Source organism: Methylophaga thalassica MP (assembly GCF_000214595.1).
Classification (GTDB): domain Bacteria; phylum Pseudomonadota; class Gammaproteobacteria; order Nitrosococcales; family Methylophagaceae; genus Methylophaga; species Methylophaga thalassica.
In genome coordinates, this window is record NZ_AFIG01000001.1 from 1,185,315 (window position 1) to 1,206,353 (window position 21,039).

The 21,039-nt window shown below is 43.0% G+C and carries 17 protein-coding genes and 1 pseudogene; 6 read left to right on the forward strand and 12 right to left on the reverse strand.

Annotated elements, in window-relative coordinates; all coding sequences use genetic code 11:
* Positions 1–6 precede the first annotated feature (6 nt).
* The 3 genes from MAMP_RS05675 to MAMP_RS05685 are packed head-to-tail and all read left to right on the forward strand — an operon-like array spanning position 7 to position 3,401.
* A complete protein-coding gene (locus MAMP_RS05675; protein WP_007145043.1) occupies positions 7–582 on the forward strand; it encodes a LemA family protein in 576 nt (191 codons plus the stop codon).
* Positions 583–1,494 (forward strand): hypothetical protein, encoded by a 912-nt coding sequence (locus MAMP_RS05680; protein ID WP_007145044.1) that lies wholly within the window; start codon positions 583–585, stop codon positions 1,492–1,494.
* A complete protein-coding gene (locus MAMP_RS05685; RefSeq protein ID WP_007145045.1) occupies positions 1,491–3,401 on the forward strand; it encodes an ATP-dependent DNA helicase in 1,911 nt (636 codons plus the stop codon). Before MAMP_RS05680 ends, MAMP_RS05685 begins: the two co-directional genes overlap by 4 nt.
* A 6-nt stretch (positions 3,402–3,407) precedes the next feature.
* Here MAMP_RS05685 and MAMP_RS05690 read toward each other — a convergent pair whose 3' ends face one another.
* Positions 3,408–3,779: a DUF2237 family protein gene (locus MAMP_RS05690; RefSeq protein WP_272941592.1), complete on the reverse strand. Its 372-nt coding sequence runs from the start codon at positions 3,777–3,779 to the stop codon at positions 3,408–3,410.
* A 17-nt stretch (positions 3,780–3,796) separates the two neighbouring features.
* Positions 3,797–4,180 (reverse strand): 4a-hydroxytetrahydrobiopterin dehydratase, encoded by a 384-nt coding sequence (locus MAMP_RS05695; protein WP_007145047.1) that lies wholly within the window; start codon positions 4,178–4,180, stop codon positions 3,797–3,799.
* Positions 4,181–4,315: 135 nt separating this feature from the next.
* On the opposite strand from MAMP_RS05695, the gene MAMP_RS05700 reads away from it, so the two are divergent.
* On the forward strand, positions 4,316–5,134 hold the full coding sequence (locus MAMP_RS05700) for a DUF5677 domain-containing protein (RefSeq protein WP_007145048.1): 819 nt from the start codon (positions 4,316–4,318) through the stop codon (positions 5,132–5,134).
* Between the two features lie 101 nt (positions 5,135–5,235).
* Here MAMP_RS05700 and MAMP_RS05705 read toward each other — a convergent pair whose 3' ends face one another.
* The 9 genes and pseudogenes from MAMP_RS05705 to MAMP_RS05735 form a co-directional block, all read right to left on the reverse strand.
* Positions 5,236–5,553: a hypothetical protein gene (locus tag MAMP_RS05705; RefSeq protein WP_007145049.1), complete on the reverse strand. Its 318-nt coding sequence runs from the start codon at positions 5,551–5,553 to the stop codon at positions 5,236–5,238.
* Positions 5,554–6,078: 525 nt separating this feature from the next.
* Positions 6,079–7,146, reverse strand: a complete 1,068-nt coding sequence (locus MAMP_RS05710; protein WP_007145050.1) for a calcium/sodium antiporter — start codon at positions 7,144–7,146, stop codon at positions 6,079–6,081.
* Between the two features lie 11 nt (positions 7,147–7,157).
* Positions 7,158–9,209: pseudogene (secD, locus tag MAMP_RS05715) on the reverse strand (protein translocase subunit SecD); the annotation flags it as partial.
* A 21-nt stretch (positions 9,210–9,230) separates the two neighbouring features.
* A complete protein-coding gene (locus MAMP_RS16380; protein WP_007145052.1) occupies positions 9,231–9,674 on the reverse strand; it encodes a preprotein translocase subunit SecD in 444 nt (147 codons plus the stop codon).
* Between the two features lie 65 nt (positions 9,675–9,739).
* Positions 9,740–10,060, reverse strand: coding sequence for a hypothetical protein (locus MAMP_RS16035; protein ID WP_007145053.1), 321 nt, complete (start codon positions 10,058–10,060; stop codon positions 9,740–9,742).
* A gap of 280 nt (positions 10,061–10,340) precedes the next feature.
* Positions 10,341–11,030 (reverse strand): hypothetical protein, encoded by a 690-nt coding sequence (locus MAMP_RS05720; protein WP_007145054.1) that lies wholly within the window; start codon positions 11,028–11,030, stop codon positions 10,341–10,343.
* A 146-nt stretch (positions 11,031–11,176) separates the two neighbouring features.
* Complete coding sequence (locus MAMP_RS05725; protein ID WP_007145055.1) at positions 11,177–12,328, reverse strand: restriction endonuclease subunit S; 1,152 nt, start codon at positions 12,326–12,328, stop codon at positions 11,177–11,179.
* Positions 12,321–13,958: an HsdM family class I SAM-dependent methyltransferase gene (locus MAMP_RS05730; RefSeq protein WP_007145056.1), complete on the reverse strand. Its 1,638-nt coding sequence runs from the start codon at positions 13,956–13,958 to the stop codon at positions 12,321–12,323. The genes MAMP_RS05725 and MAMP_RS05730 overlap by 8 nt, the downstream gene beginning before the upstream one ends.
* Before the next feature lie 33 nt (positions 13,959–13,991).
* Positions 13,992–17,108, reverse strand: a complete 3,117-nt coding sequence (locus tag MAMP_RS05735; RefSeq protein WP_007145057.1) for a type I restriction endonuclease subunit R — start codon at positions 17,106–17,108, stop codon at positions 13,992–13,994.
* 268 nt (positions 17,109–17,376) lie between these two features.
* Between MAMP_RS05735 and hflK the strand changes: the two genes are divergently transcribed.
* Both hflK and hflC read left to right on the forward strand, forming a co-directional pair.
* Positions 17,377–18,429, forward strand: a complete 1,053-nt coding sequence (gene hflK, locus MAMP_RS05740) for an FtsH protease activity modulator HflK (protein ID WP_007145058.1) — start codon at positions 17,377–17,379, stop codon at positions 18,427–18,429.
* Entirely contained in the window at positions 18,426–19,367 is a 942-nt protein-coding gene (gene hflC, locus MAMP_RS05745; protein ID WP_007145059.1) for a protease modulator HflC, read from the forward strand. Before hflK ends, hflC begins: the two co-directional genes overlap by 4 nt.
* Before the next feature lie 74 nt (positions 19,368–19,441).
* Here the strand turns inward: hflC and MAMP_RS05750 are convergent, their stop codons facing one another.
* Entirely contained in the window at positions 19,442–20,923 is a 1,482-nt protein-coding gene (locus tag MAMP_RS05750) for a phospholipase D family protein (RefSeq protein ID WP_083821467.1), read from the reverse strand.
* Positions 20,924–21,039: the final 116 nt, after the last annotated feature.

Consider the following 21,039-nt stretch of genomic DNA (forward strand, 5'->3'; position numbering starts at 1 on the left):
AAATGGATGACTATTACCGGATTTATATTTTGGGCAGTTGTTGTTGTTCTAATCGTCTATCTCATTATCATTTACAACAATCTGGTCACGTTGAAACACAATGTCAGTAAAGCCTGGTCAAACATTGATGTATTACTAAAACAACGTCACGATGAACTCCCCAAACTGGTTGAAACCTGCCGTCAATATATGCAGTATGAGCAGGACACTTTGGAAAAAGTCATGCAGGCACGTGCTTCGGTCGCCTCTGCCCAACAAAATGGCGATATTTCAGCGTTAGGTTCTGCCGAAGGCGCATTAAGAATGGGACTGGGTAGTTTATTTGCTGTGGCAGAAGCCTATCCCGAACTGAAGGCAGATCAATCATTCCAGCATTTACAGGCACGGATTACCGGCTTGGAAAACAGCATTGCTGATCGCCGTGAATTTTATAATGAAAGCGTCAATATCAATAATGTCCGTATCGAGCAGTTTCCTGATGTTATCCTGGCGCGCTTTTTTGGTTTTAAATCGTTTACTTTGCTCGAATTTACATCTGAAGAACTTGTCGACCTGGACATCAAGAGCTTGTTTGAACGTTAGATGCAGGACTGGCTGGCCTCACTTTCTATTGAGATAAACAAGCTCACTGTTACTGAGTTTTATATTGCGGCGGCGGTCTTATCAGCGATAGTGATCGTATTGTTTTATCAGATGGTAAAACACTATCAATATGCCAGACTGATCGAAAACGTGCCAACGGCTAAAATCCGCTCAGCACCGCAAGGTTATGTTGAATTAATTGGTACGACTGGTTTGATGGAAGGGCCACCGATTATTTCGCCGATATCTGGGACAAGATGTGTCTGGTTTCGCTATACCATCGAAGAACAAGTCACTGAATATGAAGGAAAAGGGCGTATCAAGTCACGCTGGAAAGTTATCAAAACACACACGAGTGATGATATTTTCCTGTTAGATGACAGCTCGGATCAGTGCGTGATTGATCCGGATGATGCCAACGTCATCACCAAGCGAAAAAAACGCTGGTATAAACGAGATAGCTTTCCTGCTCGTCGTTATACCGAGTGGAGCATTCTGGAAGGGGAATATCTTTATGCGCTGGGCGAGTTTCAAACCGTAGCCAGCATTGAAGATTCGAGTTTAAAAAATATGATGACTTCCACCTTAAAAGACTGGAAAAAAGATCCCAATGATCTTTTGCATCGATATGATACAAATCGAGATGGCCAACTTAGCCAGCAAGAATGGGAGCAAGCCAGAAAAGATGCCTATCAGCAGGCCAAAGCAAAAGTTGGTGCAATGGCACATGAAAAACCACTGAGCATACTTAAAGCTTCCACACATAAAGACCAGCCATATATTTTATCCACTGAGCCTGAAGCAAACTTGATAAACCAGCATAAAAGAGTCGCTTATGCCTGTGGACTTAGTTTTTTTGTCGTGGGTATCTGTCTGGTGTGGATGATAAATCAACGAATAGGGATAGCATGATCGAACGCATTGATGAACTATTTGCAGATAATGGTTTGTTATCAAAACACATTTCAGGTTACACCAGCAGAATCCAACAGTTGGAGATGGCACGGCAAGTCGGTGAAGCGCTAACGCATGGCGATATTCTCATCGCTGAAGCCGGCACGGGCACAGGTAAGACCTTTGCCTACCTTGCACCAGCAATGCTTTCTGGCCAAAAAGTCTTTATCTCAACGGGTACAAAAAACTTACAAGACCAATTATTTAACAAAGATTTACCGAAACTTCGTGAAGTACTTTCTGTGCCATTAAAAACCGCTTTATTAAAAGGTCGCAGTAATTATTTATGCCATCACCGTCTTGGTCTGGCTGAGTCTGAACCCGGTCAGCAATACCATCAACATACCCTGCAAACCTTACGAGAATGGAGCGGTAAAACGACTACTGGGGATTTAAGTGAAACCGATTTATTAGACGAAAACTCCCCGCTATGGCCAAAAGTCACCTCAACCGTTGATAACTGTCTTGGTCAGCAATGCCCACAATACGACGAATGTTTTATTGTTGAAGCCAGACGCAAAGCTCAGGAAGCCGATATAGTAGTCGTTAACCACCACTTACTGATGTCGGATATGGCACTGAAATCGTCGGGGCAGGGTGAGGTCTTACCTGATGCCGATGCATATATTATTGATGAAGCCCATCAACTTCCGGCAATTGCCAGTCAATTCCTCGGACATCGAGTCAGCAGTCATCAAATTCAGGAATTAAGTCGCGACAGCATTCGTGAAATGGAAGCTGAAGCTACCGATATGAACGATATTCGCAGTGCGGCAGAACAACTGGATAATCGCTTACACCAATTTAATCTGTCCCTGGGCGAGCATGAGCAACGTGTTCCCTGGCAGACTGTGTTAGAGAAGTCTCAAGATATTATAGAAAAGCTTAATATCTTATTGGAATCATTGGAAAAACTGGAAATTCAACTTGATGCTGCAGCCGAGCGGGGCAGAGGCCTGGAACAGTGTCACCAACGTAGTCAGGATTTGATCGAACGTTTGTCTTTATTTCAGCAAAACGAACAAACAGAACTGGTGTTGTGGCTTGATAACCGTAGCTCGAGTTTTATTTTGCATGCCACTCCACAAGAAGTTAGTCAGTATTTTCAAAGCTGGATAAAAGATAAACCGCAGGCCTGGATATTCACTTCAGCCACGCTCACTGTGGCAGGCAAGTTTAATAACTTCACACATCAGTTAGGTTTGGAAGATCCGGTAACAGCCAGTTGGCAAAGTCCCTTTGATTATGGCAAACAAAGCTTACTTTATATGCCCACCATTCCGGTTGAACCCTCACACCCGAACTACAATAGTCATGTGGCTGAAGTAGCGAAATCGGTGATTGAACACAGCCAGGGACGCATTTTTTTATTATTCACCAGCTATAAAGCCATGCATGAAGTTGCTGAGGCCTTGAAAGAATCTGATTATCCGGTGCTGGTACAAGGCTCAGGCGCCAAAACCCAGTTACTAGAAGAATTTCGCAGTCATGGCAATGCTATTTTGCTTGGCACCAATAGCTTCTGGGAAGGCGTGGATGTGCGGGGTGAAGCGCTGTCCTGTGTGTTAATTGATAAAATTCCCTTTGCTTCACCCGGTGATCCCGTGTTGGAAGCCCGTATTAATGACTTAAAAGAGCGGGGCGGTAACCCTTTTCGAACGATCCAAATCCCGGCTGCCGTTATTCAATTGAAACAAGGGATTGGCCGCCTCATTCGTGATACCCATGATTCAGGAGTATTGGTACTCTGCGATCCCCGCTTTTTAAGTAAACCTTACGGTAAAGTGTTTATGCGTAGTTTACCGCCCATGCCAATAAGCCAGAATATTGAAGATGTAGAAAGGTTTTTTACCAGTCACACGTAACAAGGTCTAATTCAGATCTGCCGCATATTCTTTTAAAACTTCAAGCGGAATCACTTCAGTCGCACGCTGATGTGTGGCTGCCAGATAGATTTTTGGTGCCATGTCGTGCTCATAGGCTTCCAACCAGCGTTGAGCACATAAGCACCAGCGATCGCCTGGTTTCAAACCAGGAAAACCAAACTCTTTCACTGGCGTAGTTAAATCATTACCACGGAAACGCGAATATTCCAGAAATGCCTGACTAACTTGCACACAAACCGTGTGCTGACCGTAGTCAGCATCACTGGTATTACAACAACCATCACGGTAAAACCCCGTGAGAGGTTCTTCACTACAACTTTCTAACTTCTCACCAAAGACATTTAGTGACTCATCAATATCCATCTCGCTATCCATTAATCGTATTTAATATATTTAAAGCGAGCATCATCCGGGGTGCCAACTAATGCACCATCATCCAGGCCCGGTTGCCACATCACCACTTCTTCAAATTTCTTGGCCAGCTCAAAATCTTTATCCGTAATCCCTTTGGCTGCATGGTTGGTGAGTTTGACGATAACAAATGCGTAAGACACCGTTAAATCCGGATGATGAAATGCCGCCTCTGCTAAATGACCAATGGTATTGACCACCATCAAGGTACTTTTCCAGCCACTGGTTTTATATTTGCGACGTATCCAGCCGTTCTCTAAATACCAATGTGGAAGCTCTTGTTTTAAACGTGCTTCAACTTCTTCATCTGTATAGGTTTTTTCTGTACCATCTTCACGCCATCCCATATTATTCTCCTTATCTATGTATCTGTTCACACCAGTTATACAGAAATGAAATCATGAGTCAAAAACAGATCAGGCTTTGTAAGCCTGGCAGGTAAGCGTAAGATAGATAATCACTAAGTAATAAAAGAGGTTTTTATGTCAGAGCAAACAAGTTTTAAGGATACAGGCTTTCTATCAGAGCAATCACGAACAGGAACGCTCAGTGTTGAAATGCACCAGACTCCACAATACCTTGTTTGTGAAGATTTAAGCCAGTTGGGGCAATCGATTTTAAATCACTGTCACATTCACCCTGATGATAAAAATGAAGTCTATCTAAGCCTTTATTTCCAACGCATGCTCTCTCACTTTCAATCTATTCTGCTGATGGCCGAACGGGGCATGATTCATGAAACAGAAATCATGTCACGTTGTTTACTAGAGGCCTTATTCAATCTCGCGGCATTTTATCGTCATGAAGACTTTCTCGAAGCCATGACCGATGGTGATACCGATCAAAGAAGGGAAGTGCTGACACGCTTTTATCTGAAACAGCTCGAGATTCATGCTTTAACCGAACTTGAGATGAATGATTTGGAACGCATGATAAACAGCGCGGATGAAATTAACCGTGGCGATGTCAGTACTGCTATCAAAGCTGAAATGGCCGGTTTGATGAGTGAATATCGCACAGAATATGCCTTTTTAAGCGAAACCGTTCATTCTCGAATTCACTCTGTCGAACAAGATCTTGAAATGGATGATCATCAGATTATTGTCGGTATTGCCACCCGAGCCGAAGACACCAATCGTTTAGCCAGTTTATTAATGAACGCGGCTGATTATCTGATAGACGGCATTAGCATAATGCTTGAACTTCATAAACAGCCAGAACAATCAGCACACTTTGAACAAATCAAAAGACAAGTTCACAAAGTCTGGCAAAACACGACCGTCAAAGTAGCACACCGTTAAAATCGACATATTCAGATTTTAAAATCTGCAGGGTAATTACCCGAAATCAACGTCAGATTTTAAATTTTGAACATACAAAGAAGAGGGGGCGATTATGCAAATTAATCGCTCTTTTTTTGGCGACTATGATTTTTTTTTCTTAGCCTCACATTCTCTTCATAAAGTTCATCCGCCAATTTTCTAGTCATACGCGATGCGAGAATTTCTCCACTGGTAAATTTCTCTCCAGAGGGTGACCACAGATAACCATTGCCAAAAGACCAACCCTCAAAACAATTCCGACGGCCGATACTTGGCATCTTGCCACCAAGCAATAAAAGACACTCAATAATTACTTTGGGGGCATGGTTTGTTTTCTCATAACGAGCGACTGTGCCTGGTGATATTTCCAGGTACTCAGCCACTTGTTTCTTTGTCATTCTGGCTGCATATCGAGCCTGTCTGAACGTCATCTTCAACACAAATATCTGTGCTTTTAACTACCAAAAGAGGTTGGTCTTAAGAAAACCATGTAAATACTCACATCTACTAGAGAAAGCATTATTATCTATTCGATTTAACATAATATATATTATACGAACTTAAATAGACGCGAAAACGAGAGCCGAATGACTCGATTTTTAAGTTGTTCAAATCCGCTTCTGGTCTATTCTTATAATATGCGTTATGACAAATCGATCGTTGTCATTGAGGATGTTTCTTGTGGCGTTTTGCAGGTATTCAAAATTTAAAATCTGACTTTTATTTTGGGTAATCACCCTGCAGATTTTTAAATTCAAAAGTGCTTATTCAGCATTTTTTTGGATGCGTGTTTTATTTATTAGATCTCAAATTCTGGTTAATCAGAGATCCAAACCAATCTTTAATAAATAAATGTTAGTGAGTCCAGATGGACGATTTTGTATTCTGCAATAGTTGTCTCAAACCGGACTTACTAGCGTTGATTATTTTTTCTCCCGCTGCATCAAATTTCTTACTAAACTAAAACTGACATAAATAAATACAGCTGGAATTATGCCATAGATTAAAGCCTGTTCTAATGTGGTTGCGAAGTTAGCCTGAGTAACCACTAAAATCATGTACGAAACATAAGATGTATATAAAAGCAGGAATAAAAATCCCTCAAACCGGGTTAATGCGGCACCCACAAAAAATAAGGGTAAACATAAAACTGAAACAGCCAACATGACAGGTATATCTAATGTTGCCAATTGTGGGCCAGCAATTAATGGTTCTGGTGAGATGAGTCCTGCCAGACCAAGCACACAGAGGATATTGAAAATATTACTACCGACAACATTACCAATTGCAATGTCTCGCTCCCCTCGTATTGTTGCCATAACTGAGGTCATAACTTCGGGTAATGATGTGCCCACGGCAACAATAGTTAGTCCGATAACAGCTTCACTAACACCTAATCCTGTAGCAATGCTAATCGCACTTTGTACTAACCAGCGAGCACCTAACACCAGTAATATGAGGCCGATAAGAAAATACAATACGCTTTTCCATGTCGGTGTATTCACGGAGAGCAATTCATCTATTTCAGCTATTCCCTCTTCATCGTTTTGCTTTTTACCTTGTATAAACAGAAAACCGGTGTAAGCAAGTAAAGCTAAAAACAAAATGGCTGATTCCCATCTCTCAAGTAATCCATTCCATACCATGACCGTCGCTATGGCAGATACCGCAATCATAATAGGCACATCCTGTCTGATAAGCTGCTTGGAAACGAGTAATGGGGATATGAGTGCAGCCAGACCAAGAATGAATAGAATGTTAAAAATATTACTTCCAATCACATTCGCAATAGCCAGCTCTGCCTGGCCGGACCAGGCAGATTTAACGCTGACAGCGAGTTCAGGAGCACTCGTTCCAAAGGCGACGACGGTTAAGCCAATGACTAATGGCGGCACACCAAAACTACCGGCTAGCTTGGCAGCCCCTTTTACCAGCATATCTGCTCCAACAATGAGCAGTACTAAACCACTTAACAGCAATAGCCAAACCATACTTATCCTCTCTAAGGAATCTGAGCCAACTTCTCACGCATTTCTTCTGTCGTTGGTCTCAGCAGTGCCAGACCTTTTTGGCTTCTGCGTTGACTCAAGAAATACAAAATAGGTGCCGCAATAAATACTGATGAACTTGTACCAATCACTATGCCAAAAAGCATAGGTAAGGCAAAACTTGAAACGGCTGACCCGCCTGCTATTCCCATCGGTAAAAGTGCCAAAAATGTGGTAACAGACGTAAATACCGTCCTGGTTAATGTCGACGAAATACTCTCATTCATCATCTGAATAATCGGTTTATCCGGCGTGGCCCGTATGCTTTCTCGAATACGATCAAACACCACCACTTTATCATTGATGGAATAACCGATAAGGGCTAACAATGCCGCCACTGCCGTCAGATTAAATTCAACACCTGTTAACGCAAAGAAACCAATGGTTTTAGTTAAATCTAAAGCAATCGTTAATGTTGCAGCGATAGCAAAATGAGATTCAAACCTCACTGTCAGGTAGATTAACATCCCTACCCCAGCTAACAAGATAGCCAGGATCGTGTTATCGGAGAAATTACCACTGACTTTAGGGCCTACCATATCGACTTTAGGAAAGTCAGCATCAGGCTGAATAGTCAGTACGGCTTCTTTTAAATCATTAACTTGCTGTGATGTGGCACCAGGGGCAGTTGATGTCACAGGCAGCCTGACCAGAAAGTCCCCCGCCTTCCCTGTTTCCTGAATAAGTGCATCTGATAAATGGTGAGTTCCCAGCGTATTTCTGATTTGTTCAACAGATAAATCTGTGGCGTGAACCTCAACTAATGTTCCCCCAGTAAAATCAACGCCATATTTCAGACCAGGCTGAAAGAACAACACCACAGCAGCAATAGACAAAATGGCTGACGTTGTCAGGCCAGCATAACGCCCACGCAGAAAATTAATCCCCTTGCCACTTAATTTATCTAAGAAATTGAAACCGTTGATCTTTAAAGGCTGTTTTTCTTTACCCCGAATAGACCATTCCATCAGTAATCGTGTCACGGCAACGGCAGTAAACATTGAAGTCACCAAGCCGATTCCTATCGTCACAGCAAAGCCCTGAACAGGTCCTGTACCAAACATAAATAACAAACTTACAGCGATAAGCGTCGTTAAATTTGAATCCAGAATGGTGGTATACGCTTTGTCAAAGCCCTCACGAAGCGCTTTCCAAGACGCTTTACCTCGTTTTGATTCTTCCCTGATGCGTTCATTAATAAGAATATTGGCATCCACCGCCATGCCAATGGTCAGGATAATACCGGCAATACCAGGCAGCGTTAGTGTTGCACCAAGTAAACCCAGTGCACCAAAAATTAGGCCTACGTTGATAGCAAGACCTGTACACGCGATAAGTCCCCATCTGCCATAGATTCCCAACATGAAAATCACCACCATAGCTGCGCCTAAGAGGCCGGTTGTTAGCCCCATTTGTATGGCATCACTGCCAAGATCAGGACCAACGGTTCGCTCTTCAATCACATGTAATGGAACAGGCAAAGCCCCTGCTCTCAATAATAACGCTAAATTATTCGCTTCAGCGGTAGTGAAATTGCCACTAATCTCACCGCTTCCACCCGGTATTTCACTACGTATAACAGGGGCTGTAATGACTTTCCCATCAAGCACGATAGCGAGTGCCCGACCTATATTGTTATGGGTCATATTGCCAAATAATTTGGCGCCTTCACTATCAAGCTTGAAATTAACTACGGGTTCGCCGGTTTTCTGATTAAAGCCTACCTGAGCATCACGTATATGTTTACCTTCCATGGCCACATGGGTTTCGAGACGGTAGCGGCTATCCGTATTGATATCTGGGTAAGTCACCGTATTTTTTGTTGTATCAGTGGCTGCCCAATGAAACGTCATTTTTGCCGTGGTGCCAAGCAGTTCACGAATCTTAGTAGGATCTGCCACACCCGGCATTTGAACCAGAATATCCTGCTTGCCTTGACGGGTAATACTCGGATCAACCAGTCCCGTTTCATCAAGGCGTTTTCTGACCACCTCAAGACTTTGATTAACAACATCCGTGACAAGTGATTAAACCCATCGTTGATCTAAGCTTATTTGAATCCCGTCCGTTTCTTTTTTGATGTCAAAACGTTTTTTGCCATCTGTTGAATTACGGGCTAACTGACTAGCAAGTTCAACGGATTTATCGATGTCCGCGCTTTTACGAATGGGTATATATAAACCTGACTCAGAAATGACAGGACTCGTGTAGTAAATCCCCTGCTTTTGCAACTCGCTGGTCAGTTCAGACTGCAGCAAATCATATTGTTTGTTTAATAACTCTTTTGTGTCCGCTTCCAAAAGCAGGTGAGAACCTCCCTGTAAATCCAACCCCATAGAAATGGTCGTGTCGGTATACCAGGCAGGCAGTTTTTGAGACAAAGAATAAGGAAGAATGTTAGGTAAACTGCACAGCAGCCCGAACACAATCAACAAACCATAAACAATGGTCCGTGAAGACAATGATTTCATGAAAAACCTCTAACGTTTTCGAAATAAAAAAGCCCTGGCCAAAGGGCCGATTTGTATGGACGAAACTAAGCTAGAGGTGGCGCCCTCAAAGGCGGATAGAGGTAATAACGAGAAAAAGGCGTTGCTTCTGTAATGTCTTTAAATACAAAACAGACTGAACCCCAGTTTTTCGGATGTTGATTTTGTGAGTGACAAATAGCCCACAAAGGTAAGTCAATATCAGGAAAAAATGCTTCAGCAGACTGATTTTTAATTTCAGCTATTCGAAGAAAGTATCCCTGCGTATTAAATGAATCAAGATGACTAATAAGCCCGTGATTAATCTCATTGCTTGAGTCACTCTTAGCATAGGAAGCTATTGGCAGAGCCAGCAACAACAACGACAAAAAGCATATCCCCAAAAGGGATAAGACATAGCGTTGAGAGAGAGATTGTTCGGATTTATACATGACTGGATTAGAGGTACAGGGATATACCGTTAACTGGATGGCGAAATCGTATCACGTTTTTATTCAAGTCTGTTTAATTATTAATAGACACGAACAGTAAGCATCACATCGTGTTATTCAGAATGTTTTTGTGTCGATTTTAGAGCGGTTCAAAATTTAAAAACTGACATTCATTGTGGGTTATCATCACCCTGCAGAATTTAAAATTCAAAATCGTCTAATAAATGCTTTTTAGTCTGTCTATTAACGAATCCAGTACACGATGTTCCATATGTATTTCGAGTTTATCCGCGACGAGTTCTTGTAATTTGATCGCTGTGGTTATGTAACTGATTTGTTCATCAATAGAAAATCTTGCCCAGTTTTCATTACTTTTACGAGCATTGTGTGCTCGGAGTAACAACTGCAAATTATCTGGATGATGCTGACCAGACTCTGATGCATTTAATAATGACTTGGCATGATCCACTTCAAAGTCCAAACCAAAAAACGCTTTGAGTTGTTTGGCTATATTTTCAAATTCAGTCAATCGATACCGTTCATGTGTCGACATTGTACTAAGTGATTGTTTAATAATGTCATCACGTTTTAGTGGCGCGATATCTTCTTCGATTTCTTGTGCTTGATGGATTTGTCGAAGCGGTTCAGGTACATAACGAACACGTTTAGGTTTATCGCTGGTATCTATTTCGACTAACTCATCATAGGCACCACGGCTTAATGCAGAACTGATCCTTGCTGCTATCTCTCTGATGCCTGTGGTGTCATTAAGTTGATTAGCGGCTTCTAACTCGGCTTTTTCTAAGAGGTCTGGGTACATTTCACCGAACTTCTTCGCCCAGTCAGAAACAATGACCCAATCATCAAATGTTTTTAATGCTTCTAAATATTTATCAATTATTCTCATTATATGTCTTTGTTTTTATTATTTATGCAGTCCATGCTTCAGATAAGGATTCTGCTTGTTTAAGGCATAACTACACCTGTCCCCTTTTTCGCACGATCATGAACAAAAACTATTACGAGAAGCACTGTGAAAATGAATGTCAGTGATCATTTTACAGTTACCTGACCGTTCATTAGCATCGGGAGAAGCCAGTCGCGGAGAGCTATTAGCTCTCTATTTTCGAGGCTTCGCTCAAATATCATTTTGTTGTAATTCGTAACGATCTCATCATACTTTTTGAGCAAATTCGAAGTTGGATAAGCAAGTGTCAGCGAATGCAAATCGTTTTTTGTGATAGAGCCAAAGGTTGTACCTTCGGAGTTTCGACGGTCAAAAATCTGTTTAAAATACTTCATCACGTAAAACAGAAAACCATCTGAGCCGGTTTTACTGTTTAATGCAGCTAAGCCTCGACCAATACAGCAGTCGGTATTAGCAATATTCATATCACCTACTGGTGCACGAACGCTTAATAATATGTCGCCTTTCTTTGCCATGCGGCTAGGCGCTGTCGTGTACTGGCGTGTGGTAGGGAACAACCAACCAAAGTCTGTAGAACCTTGATAAAAAATGGTTCCAACGCCTTCATCATTATACGAACTCCCCTCTGGGGATTGACCTATCGTGATGTTCGCTATTTCAGATAGCGTTTTGTCGCTCCACCCCTCCGGTATTTCGCGCTTTAGGGTTGGGTTGTAGACCATTTTACCGCCGGAGGTTTTGTAGGGTTTGCCGTTGGCGTCGGGGAAATCGAACTGTACAAACCAATAGTCGTACAGGGTTTTAGCCATGGCTTCCAGCTCGGCGTTGATGCGGTTATTGAGTTCGATTTTTTGGTCGATGACACTCAACACATTGGCGATTTCTGTTTGTTCATCACCTGTAATATCGCGAAAGTGGATGCCTGTGAGAATTGGCATAGTCAAAAATTTAGTCTGAGAGCCTTGTGACTTTTCCCGTAATCTCTTTAATTCGAGTTTTAGTGCGTAATAAACATAATCAATATTGAAGCCTTCTTTGGCGGTTAGAATATAAGTGCGCTGGTAAGCATTGAATTTCCCCTTGTACCGACTTACATGAAAATTCCCCCGGGCATTGTTACCAGCTACAAGCACAACATCATCATCATATGCAAAGTGATCTATCTGATCAGGGAATTCAGCACAAGTAAAAAATGGATATTCTCCGCCTGAAACCGCTTGATTGGCATCTAGTTTTCCGGTTGATATGTTACAAGCAAGACCTATTGTTTTATCCATTAAACTTCAACCCCACCAACTGCTTTTTAATCTCCGTTTCCAATTCATGAGACTGACTAAACAGGTTATCTAGGTTACTGGTAAAACCCTGCATCTTTTGTGCGAATTGCTCTGGGGTAATATCCACATATTCGATTTTGACATCAAAGTACTGGCCAGCACTTAACGAGTAATTTTTAGCTACGATGTCGGCATAACTGACCGCGACGGAAAAATCTTCTACAGCTTGTTTAGCGTTAAAGACATCAATAATTTGTTTTTCTTCATCTGGCGTTAATACGGTTTTTTGGTTTTTACCGTCTTTGACTTTTTCGCCCAAGTTTGAGGCGTCCACCAGTACTACATCGCCATCGTTACTGGCATCGATAAACAGAATAGAGACGTTGGTGCCGGTAGTGGCGAAGATATTGGATGGCATAGAAACCACACCCGCCAGCATTTTGTTTTTCACCAAATGTTCACGGATTTTCTTGTCGATACCCGATTGCGCGGTAATAAAACCGGTTGGCACTACCACCGCCGCTTTGCCGCCCGGTTTAAGCGAAGCAATGATGTGCTGTAAAAACAGCGAATAAATCGCCATTTTGTCTTTTGCTTTCGCCGGTGCTTTAGGAATACCGGCAAAGAAGCGTTCTTTGTTTTCTTTGCTGTCGAGCTCATCCCTAAAATCGCTGAAATCGAGCTTAAACGGTGGGTTAGAGACGATATAATCGAAGCGCTTTAACTCTTTTCCGTCCTTATGATAGGGGTGCTGAACAGTATTACCTTGAATCACATTCGGGATAGAGTGCACCAAATTGTTTAAGATCAGGTTTAAACGCAGCAGGTTAGAGGATTTTTGTGAAATATCCTGGGTGTAAATGCTACAGCGGTTTTCACCAATGGCGTGGGCGACATTCATCAATAGCGTGCCCGAACCTGCGGATGGGTCGTAACAGGCAACATTTCGTACTGTGCCTCGCTCAGCTTGTGGTACGAGGATTTCGGCCATAATACGCGCCACCGCATGAGGGGTAAAATACTCGGCGTATTTGCCGCCAGAGTTGCTGTTGTAGTCTTTGATCAGGTATTCAAAGATGGTGGCGTAGAAGTCGAATTTTTGGGTAAAAATACGCTCAAAACTGAATTCCACCAGTTTGTTGATAATGGCGCGACAGAAGGCATCGCGTTTTGAGTCGTCGGCAATATATTGGCTGATGCGGTCGAACAGTACCACTTTCGCGCCGCCATCGGTTTTAACCGCGAATACATCGTTATTGGTAATGGCAATGTCGATAAGAGTATCGTCAAATAGCTTGGCAAAGTCAGGCGCGTTTTGTTGGCTAAACAGGTAGCTTATAAAGTGCTGCGGTTTTAGCCGTGCCGTATCGCCGCCCATTTGCAGTTGTAGCATGTCGAGGTCGTCTTCGCTCATGGCTACTAGCACTTCTTCCCACTTATCGGCTTTAGCTATAGTGTCGTCGAGCTTTTTGGCTTCAAAGGCGAACTTGTCGTTTAAAAACTTATACAAAAAGGTTTGGGTAATGATTTTAAATTCGTTACCGTCGTTCCCTAAACCATAGTTGGCACAGATGCTTTTTAAGCTGTCAATCAGGGTTTTGGTTTTTTGCTGAAACTCTAATTCAACCATTTTCTATTTACTTCCTAATCAGTTTTACCCGCATTACCACGCTTGGCTGCCGGTATTAAATTCTTTTAAATATTCCGCGACGACGAGGTGATTAATGTAACGCGAGGCGTCGGCGTTGAGTTTGATGTTTTGCTCTTTCATAAAACGGCTAATCACCAATGGCATCATTTGCCGTTCGAAGTAGCTTTCGTTATCCAATACTTGGCTATTGTTGAGTACTTGCTCGTCGGCATCTTGTTTCACGCCTGCCAATGCTTCAAAAATTTTACGTTCTGATTCGCTAATGTCGCTTTGGCTTTGCTGGCGCTCTTGCAAGCGCTTATGAATACGGGTGTATTTGGCATCGCCTAAGTACTTTTGCCGCAGTTGGTTGTTTTGGCGGTTGAGCTCTTTGACGCGGTCGTGAATTTTATTCAGCGCGTCAATATTGGCAACCATTTCATCTTGAGTCACTTCGCTGAGGTTTTTCTTCTTAAATAGGCGCTCTAGCTCTTCTTTTAAGCTAATAAACTGTGGGTCTTGCTGGTCAAAGTTGCTGGCCAGCGCCTCGCGGGTTTGGCGTAGGGTGTTTTTGAGCTTGTCGGCCAAAACTAGCTCTTCTTCGCCGATTTTTACAAACTTGAAAATCACGTCTTCTAAGGCGCGGTTGAGCAGGTTACTGGTGTCTTCGCCGCTTTCTAAATCGTTTTTAAGGTTGAGTAAATCTAGATGGTTGCTGGTTTCGCGATACAGCACATTGAGCTTGGCAAAATCCAGTTCATCGAGAAAGTCATACTCACCTTGCAAGCGGATCAAGTTATACAAACTACGAGCATCACCTAAGGCTTTCTTTAGCGCTAGTATGGTATCGCGGTCTTGTATTTGGCTGATCTGATTGCAGAACTCTTCCATGTTGTCGGTATCAAAACGGAACAGTACGTCTTTGATGTGCTCGATTTCTTGTTTGATCTCTTCTGGAGATTTAAATAAGTCTGAGTAATGCTCAAGTTCATCGCCTAGCTCAGCTTGCAACTCATCAAAGTAAGCTTGATTAGTGGCATCAAACTCTTTGCGAATATCGGCAAAGTCAACCACATAACCATAGCGGAAGTCTTCATATGGGCGATTTACACGTGTGAGTGCTTGTAGCAAATTATGCTTCCTGATTACCCGGCCAAGATAGAGTTTTTTGAGTCGCTTAGCATCAAAACCAGTCAGTAGCATGTTGTAGACAAATAAGAAATCGATCTTGCCTGCTTTAAAATCCTCTACCCAGTCTTTACGATCATCTTTAGTGCCAACATCATGCAAGATCAAGGCACCTTTTTTTACCTTTTGTGATTGTTTGATTGACTTCACATAGGATGGGGATGGCTCAGCAACTTCTAATACCGAATCATACATTTCATGTGATATGTGCTCTTTAATAAGAGTTTTTTCAGCATAAATCTCATTGAAAATCTCAAACATCTGCTTAGCTTGATCTGAGCTATCGCATATAACCATACCGCCAATACTGTTATCGTTTAACGCACCACGGCTTTTTTCAAAGTCGGTGATAATATAATCAAGCATCGGCTCAACAAAACTTCGATGAGAGTATATGAGCTTACGATCAACATCCCCCATTTTCACTTCAGCTTCTTCTAATGCTTTTTGTAGTTTGATTTTGTATTGGGTGGAGATTTCTTCACGAATTAATCTTAAAGTGTAACCATCAGCAATGGATGCGTTGTAGTAATACTTATGTATGTAATCGCCGAATAACATACGTGAGTTATAGTCATCACCCAATAACGGTGTACCAGTTAAACCAATTTTAATCGCGTTGGTATCTGACTGACTTAAGTTAGCTAAAAAACTACCCTTTGGGTTATAGCTTCTGTGGACTTCATCCAGAAAATAGATACGTTGAATAGCAACGTTATAGTCTTTGGTAGTTACCACATCTGGATCATCTTCAAATTTCTGGATATTAACCACAGTAATTTCTGGCTTACCGGAATGGTTGTGGATCACTTGTGTTGCTTTGATATCACGCGTAAATGCATCACGCGAATTAATCGTGTGTACTGTCAGACCTCGAGTAGTGAACTCTGTTTTTGCCTGTTGCAGCAGGTCTAAGCGGTCAACAATAAAGTAAAACTTAGGGACTATTTGTTGCTGTTGGAAATAATCAGTTAAAAAACGTACGTTATAAAAAGTAAGAGCGGTTTTACCACTGCCCTGAGTGTGCCAAATAATCCCCTTTTTCAATCCATCATTAAGCTTACTTTCAATCGACTTCGTGGCGAACAATTGTGGGTAACGCATAATGTGTTTTTGTAGCCCATCTGGCTCAGATACATAAGCCAACGCATATTGCAGAACAAATGCCAAGCGCTCACGGCTCAACAATGATGTGCAGATACGATTTGTCGGCCGTTCAGGTTGCTTATTAGTTTGAAACTCTGGATTACTGCGGATTACTTCCAAGTTATTATCTTTTAAAACCTTAAGTTCATCTGAATCTGATAGCGGTTTTAATATTGCTGTTAGGTTTAAAATTTCTTCTTCACGAAAGTAGTTGAATGTGGGCTTTTGATAGGAGCTGCTCGCATAAAATGCGCCTTGTACTGGCTCTGGATCACCATCGTCATACTCCATATTATTAGAGAAAATCATAAACTGGGTGATATTAGCGAAACGCTTGAACTTAGGATTCTGAAAACGTTTATTAATACGGTCACGTTCAGCCAGAATTCCCTCACGGTTATTTGGTTTTTTCACCTCAATAAACACCAGAGGCATTCCGTTTATTAACAGAGTGATATCGGGGCGAAACTCTTCGTCACCATTTTGGCAAGTCAATTCGGTGACTACATGAAAACTGTTATTATCGAAGTTCTCAAAGTCGATGAGCTTGGTGTTGGAACGCTCTGAGATGCGTTCAAAAAAAGCACGGCCTAAGTCTTCGTTATCAAGTTCTAATTTAATATCAGCAAGCAATCTTTTTACATCGGTTGGCTCAGTGCCAGGGTTGATCTTAAGAATAGTCTCACCGAATAAATCGGGGAATATATTGGTGTCGATATCCCAAGTTTGATCTTTAAGGGATAGATACTCATAGCCCAATTTCATCAAATGTAGAATCGTTGGAATTTTTACTCGGGCATCTTCATTGAACTTCATATCATTCCCTAATTTATTGCTACATTCATTTATGCAGACTGCCAATACAGCTCAAACACTATCTTGATTGCCTATACAGAGTTAAGAGTATCAACGGAGGATACCATGTGATATGGATTTATCTAGCACTTTGTGACTTGATTTTTATCTCTATAACACTCTAATCACGACCTCCCGAACATAGACTACTTCTTAACCATTTTGCCCCAATACCGTACACAGCCGCCCCTAAAGAGTAGACTGGCCTTTCAAATAAAGGAGAGAGAAGATGATTCAATCTGTAAAAGACGATGGTCGAGGGCCTTCTGGCCCACCCGACCTGTTTGAATTAATAAAAAAGTTGACTGGTGGTGGCCGCGGCCCTTCGCGTGGCAAGTTAGGTGGCGGTTTTATTGGCGTCCTACTACTTATTCTGCTGGTGTGGGGTGCAATGACTTCTTTCTATACGGTGCAACCAGAACAGCGCGCTGTGGTGAAACGCTTCGGTTCCGTCAAAGGGATTACTGATCCGGGTCTGCATTTCAAAATTCCGTTTGGTATTGATCAAATACAACTGGTCGCGACTGAACGTGTGCTGAAACAGGAGTTTGGCTTTCGCACTCGGGGAACCCGTCAGGGAGAAAGCTCCACCTACAGTGCGGCCGAATTTGAAGATGAGTCATTAATGCTCACCGGCGATTTGAATATGATCGATGTTGAATGGGTGGTGCAATACCGTATTGAAGACCCCATCAAGTTTCTCTATCAGATGCGTGAACCTACCCGCACCCTGCGTGATATTTCCGAGTCTGTGATGCGTCGCATCGTCGGTAATATGCTGGGCTCTGAGGTGTTGACTATCGGCCGGGTGGAGATTCAGCAGAAAGCCGGTGATGAGATTCAGGTGATACTCAACCAATACGATGCCGGGATTCGTATTAGCACCGTTGAAATGCAGGATGTGGTGCCGCCCCCTGCTGTTCAACCTGCTTTCAATGAAGTGAATGAAGCCCGTCAGGAGCGCGAACGCATGATTAATGAGGCACAAAAACGAGTGAATCAGGAGATTCCAAACGCTGAGGGTGCTGCCCTACGTACCGTCGCTGAGGCTGAAGGTTATGCCACGGAACGGGTGAACCGGGCCGATGGTGAAAGTACACGTTTTAGTGCCGTTCTGCGTGAATACCAACAAGCCCCTACGGTGACGCGTTCACGTCTCTATCTGGAAACGTTGAATGAGATCCTGCCGAATATCGGACAAATCTTGGTGGTGCAGGATGGCCAAGTCGGGCCGCTGCCATTGCTTGATGTGAATCGTAAAACCATTGGAGGTGACAAATGAAAACCTCACTACTTGCCTTCATCGTTGTGTTAGCCGTTATCCTCGGTAACCTTACTCTCTATACTGTAGATGAAGCTGAACAAGCCATTGTGGTCCAGTTCGGTGAACCAATTGGCGATGTCATTAATGAGTCGGGGCTGAAGTTCAAACTCCCCTGGCAGAATGTCCGTTATTTCGATAAACGTCTGTTGGTCTGGGATGGTGATGTGACACAGATTCCGACACTGGGGCGTGAGTTTATTCTTGTGGATACCACGGCACGCTGGAGAATCACTGATCCCCTACTCTTTTTAACCAGTGTTCGCGATGAAGCTGGTGCACGTACTCGACTCGATGACATTATTGATTCGGTGGTAAGAGATATGGTGTCGTCCACCGAACTGGAAGAGATCGTTCGCTCGAAAGACTGGCAAGTGAATGTCGCGGAGTTAGATGATCCCGCTTTGGCTGAACGCAGTGACGTTAATTTGGAGAAACAACCAAAACTGGGTCGTGAATTATTGGAAGCCGGTATTCTGAAACGGGCTCGGGATTCTATGCCAGCACTGGGGATTGAGCTTGATGATGTGCGTATTAAACGCGTCAATTACATTCAATCAGTTCGTCGTCAGGTAGAAAGCCGGATGATTGCTGAACGTCAGTCTATTGCTGAACGTTTCCGTTCTGAAGGTCGGGGCCGTAGCCAGGAAATCCTGGGTAATATGGAACGCGATCTGCGTCGTATTCGTTCTGAAGCAGCACGTGATGCTGAGAAAATACGCGGTGAGGCAGATGCTGAAGCGACGCGTATTTATGGTGAAGCTTTCGGCGCTGATGCCGAGTTCTATTCTTTCTTCCGTACGCTGGAAAGCTACCGGGCCTTGGGTGCGAATAGTACGCTTATGCTCAATGCTGACTCGGACTTCTTCCGTTATCTGGAAGAGCCACAAGCTCAGTAAATCTTTGCCTGTCAGAATCGTCACGCCCATCTGGGCGTGACACCCTTTTTGGGTTATCCCATTTTTAGCTGTAACTAAAACGTACTGAGTCCTGTGGCTTCCATGCTGCGATATAACAGTTGGGGCCAACGTCTTTCATCCGCATAGTTTTCATAGTCCACGCTGTAATGACGGCCATACAGATTATGCCAGCGTTCATCAAACCAGCTACGACCACGCCGAAAAGGTGCTGCGTTGGCTGGTCCTTTTACAATCACACTGGTTTCAAGATTAAGATTGTGCAGATTACGTCTGGTGAAATTGGTTGAGCCAAGTAACATGGTTGTTTCACCAGCGCCACGGTGCATCAGCCATTTAGCATGACATTGTTCGCCATGGGTATCACACCAGCGAACGATGATACCGGCTTGCGTTAATTCATGGGCCACTGGACGATTCGGAATACCATTTTTTTGTCGCCCGAAGGCATCTTTATTGGGATCCAGCAACACTCTTAACACGACACCTCGTGTTTGTGCTGATTTCAGCGCTTCCACAATATCCCGATCAGATAAGTAGAACATCGCCATATCCAGCTTATCACCCGATTTAGCTTGGTTAATCATGGCTAATGAGGCTTGTTCTACGGCATTCTCGGTGACGACTTGCACACTGAGATTACTGTCTGTGTTTTCAGCCTTTTGTGGAAGTGCCACTTCGGCTAAGGCTTTACCTGACAATGCCAGCATAGCTTTTTCACTCTCCAGTAAATCCCATGCCGCCGGCCCATTAAAACGTAAGGCCACATTGCCATGGGCGCTGCTGCCATCATGTGGATTGGCCGAGGTCACTAATGCGGTTAATTCTGAGCCATTATCAGCGATAAGCAGTTTGCGGTGATTCGCTTTGAAATTCAGTAAGTTGAGATAGCTTCTTACAGAGACTTGTCCTTCACCAAACGGATTGGGTAACCATCCGCCTTCACTATTACCAAACGGCTGAATCAATAAACGCCAAAAACCGGAATAAGCTGGGTTGCTATCACGTAATTGAGTCAAGTCAGTTTGTGTGACAGGTATGCCAGCCGCTTTAAGCTCAACAAAATGTTTGGAAGGAAGCCCGCCATACAGGCTATTAATGGGATCGGAAATAACATGTATTTGCAGATCCGGATAACGCTTTTTCTGAGCAATCAACGCGTTGCTGAGTTCATCTGAAAGTGGTATATGCTGTTCCGAACCCTTGCCCAGATAGTCATTAAATAAAAACATATCAACCAGTACGATATGGCGCGCGTTGGCAATCATCTCAAATACGGTATCGAAAATCTGTTGCTGCGTTTGGCGCTCACCATCAACGGTGAAGGTCCTGTCTGCCAGAAACTGTACATCCGTGGCTGTGCGTTGGGGGCTGGTGAAATTAACACCTGCGGGCAAAGGCTTGTTAACGTGATAAATCGCGACACAAACCGTTGTTAGCAAAAGTAAAAAGAATATCCAACGCCATTTTCCCTTATTCCTTCTCTGCTGTTTCGTACCGAATAAAGTTCTGTGTTGCGGTTTTTTTCTGAATGGCATATTGGATGATCTAAGTAATAATCAATCTCATAAAGTAGCACTATTTATCGATAGTGATAAACCACGTTATCTCGTCTCTCCCCTTTCAAGCTGGCTGACTACTGATTTTTATGAAA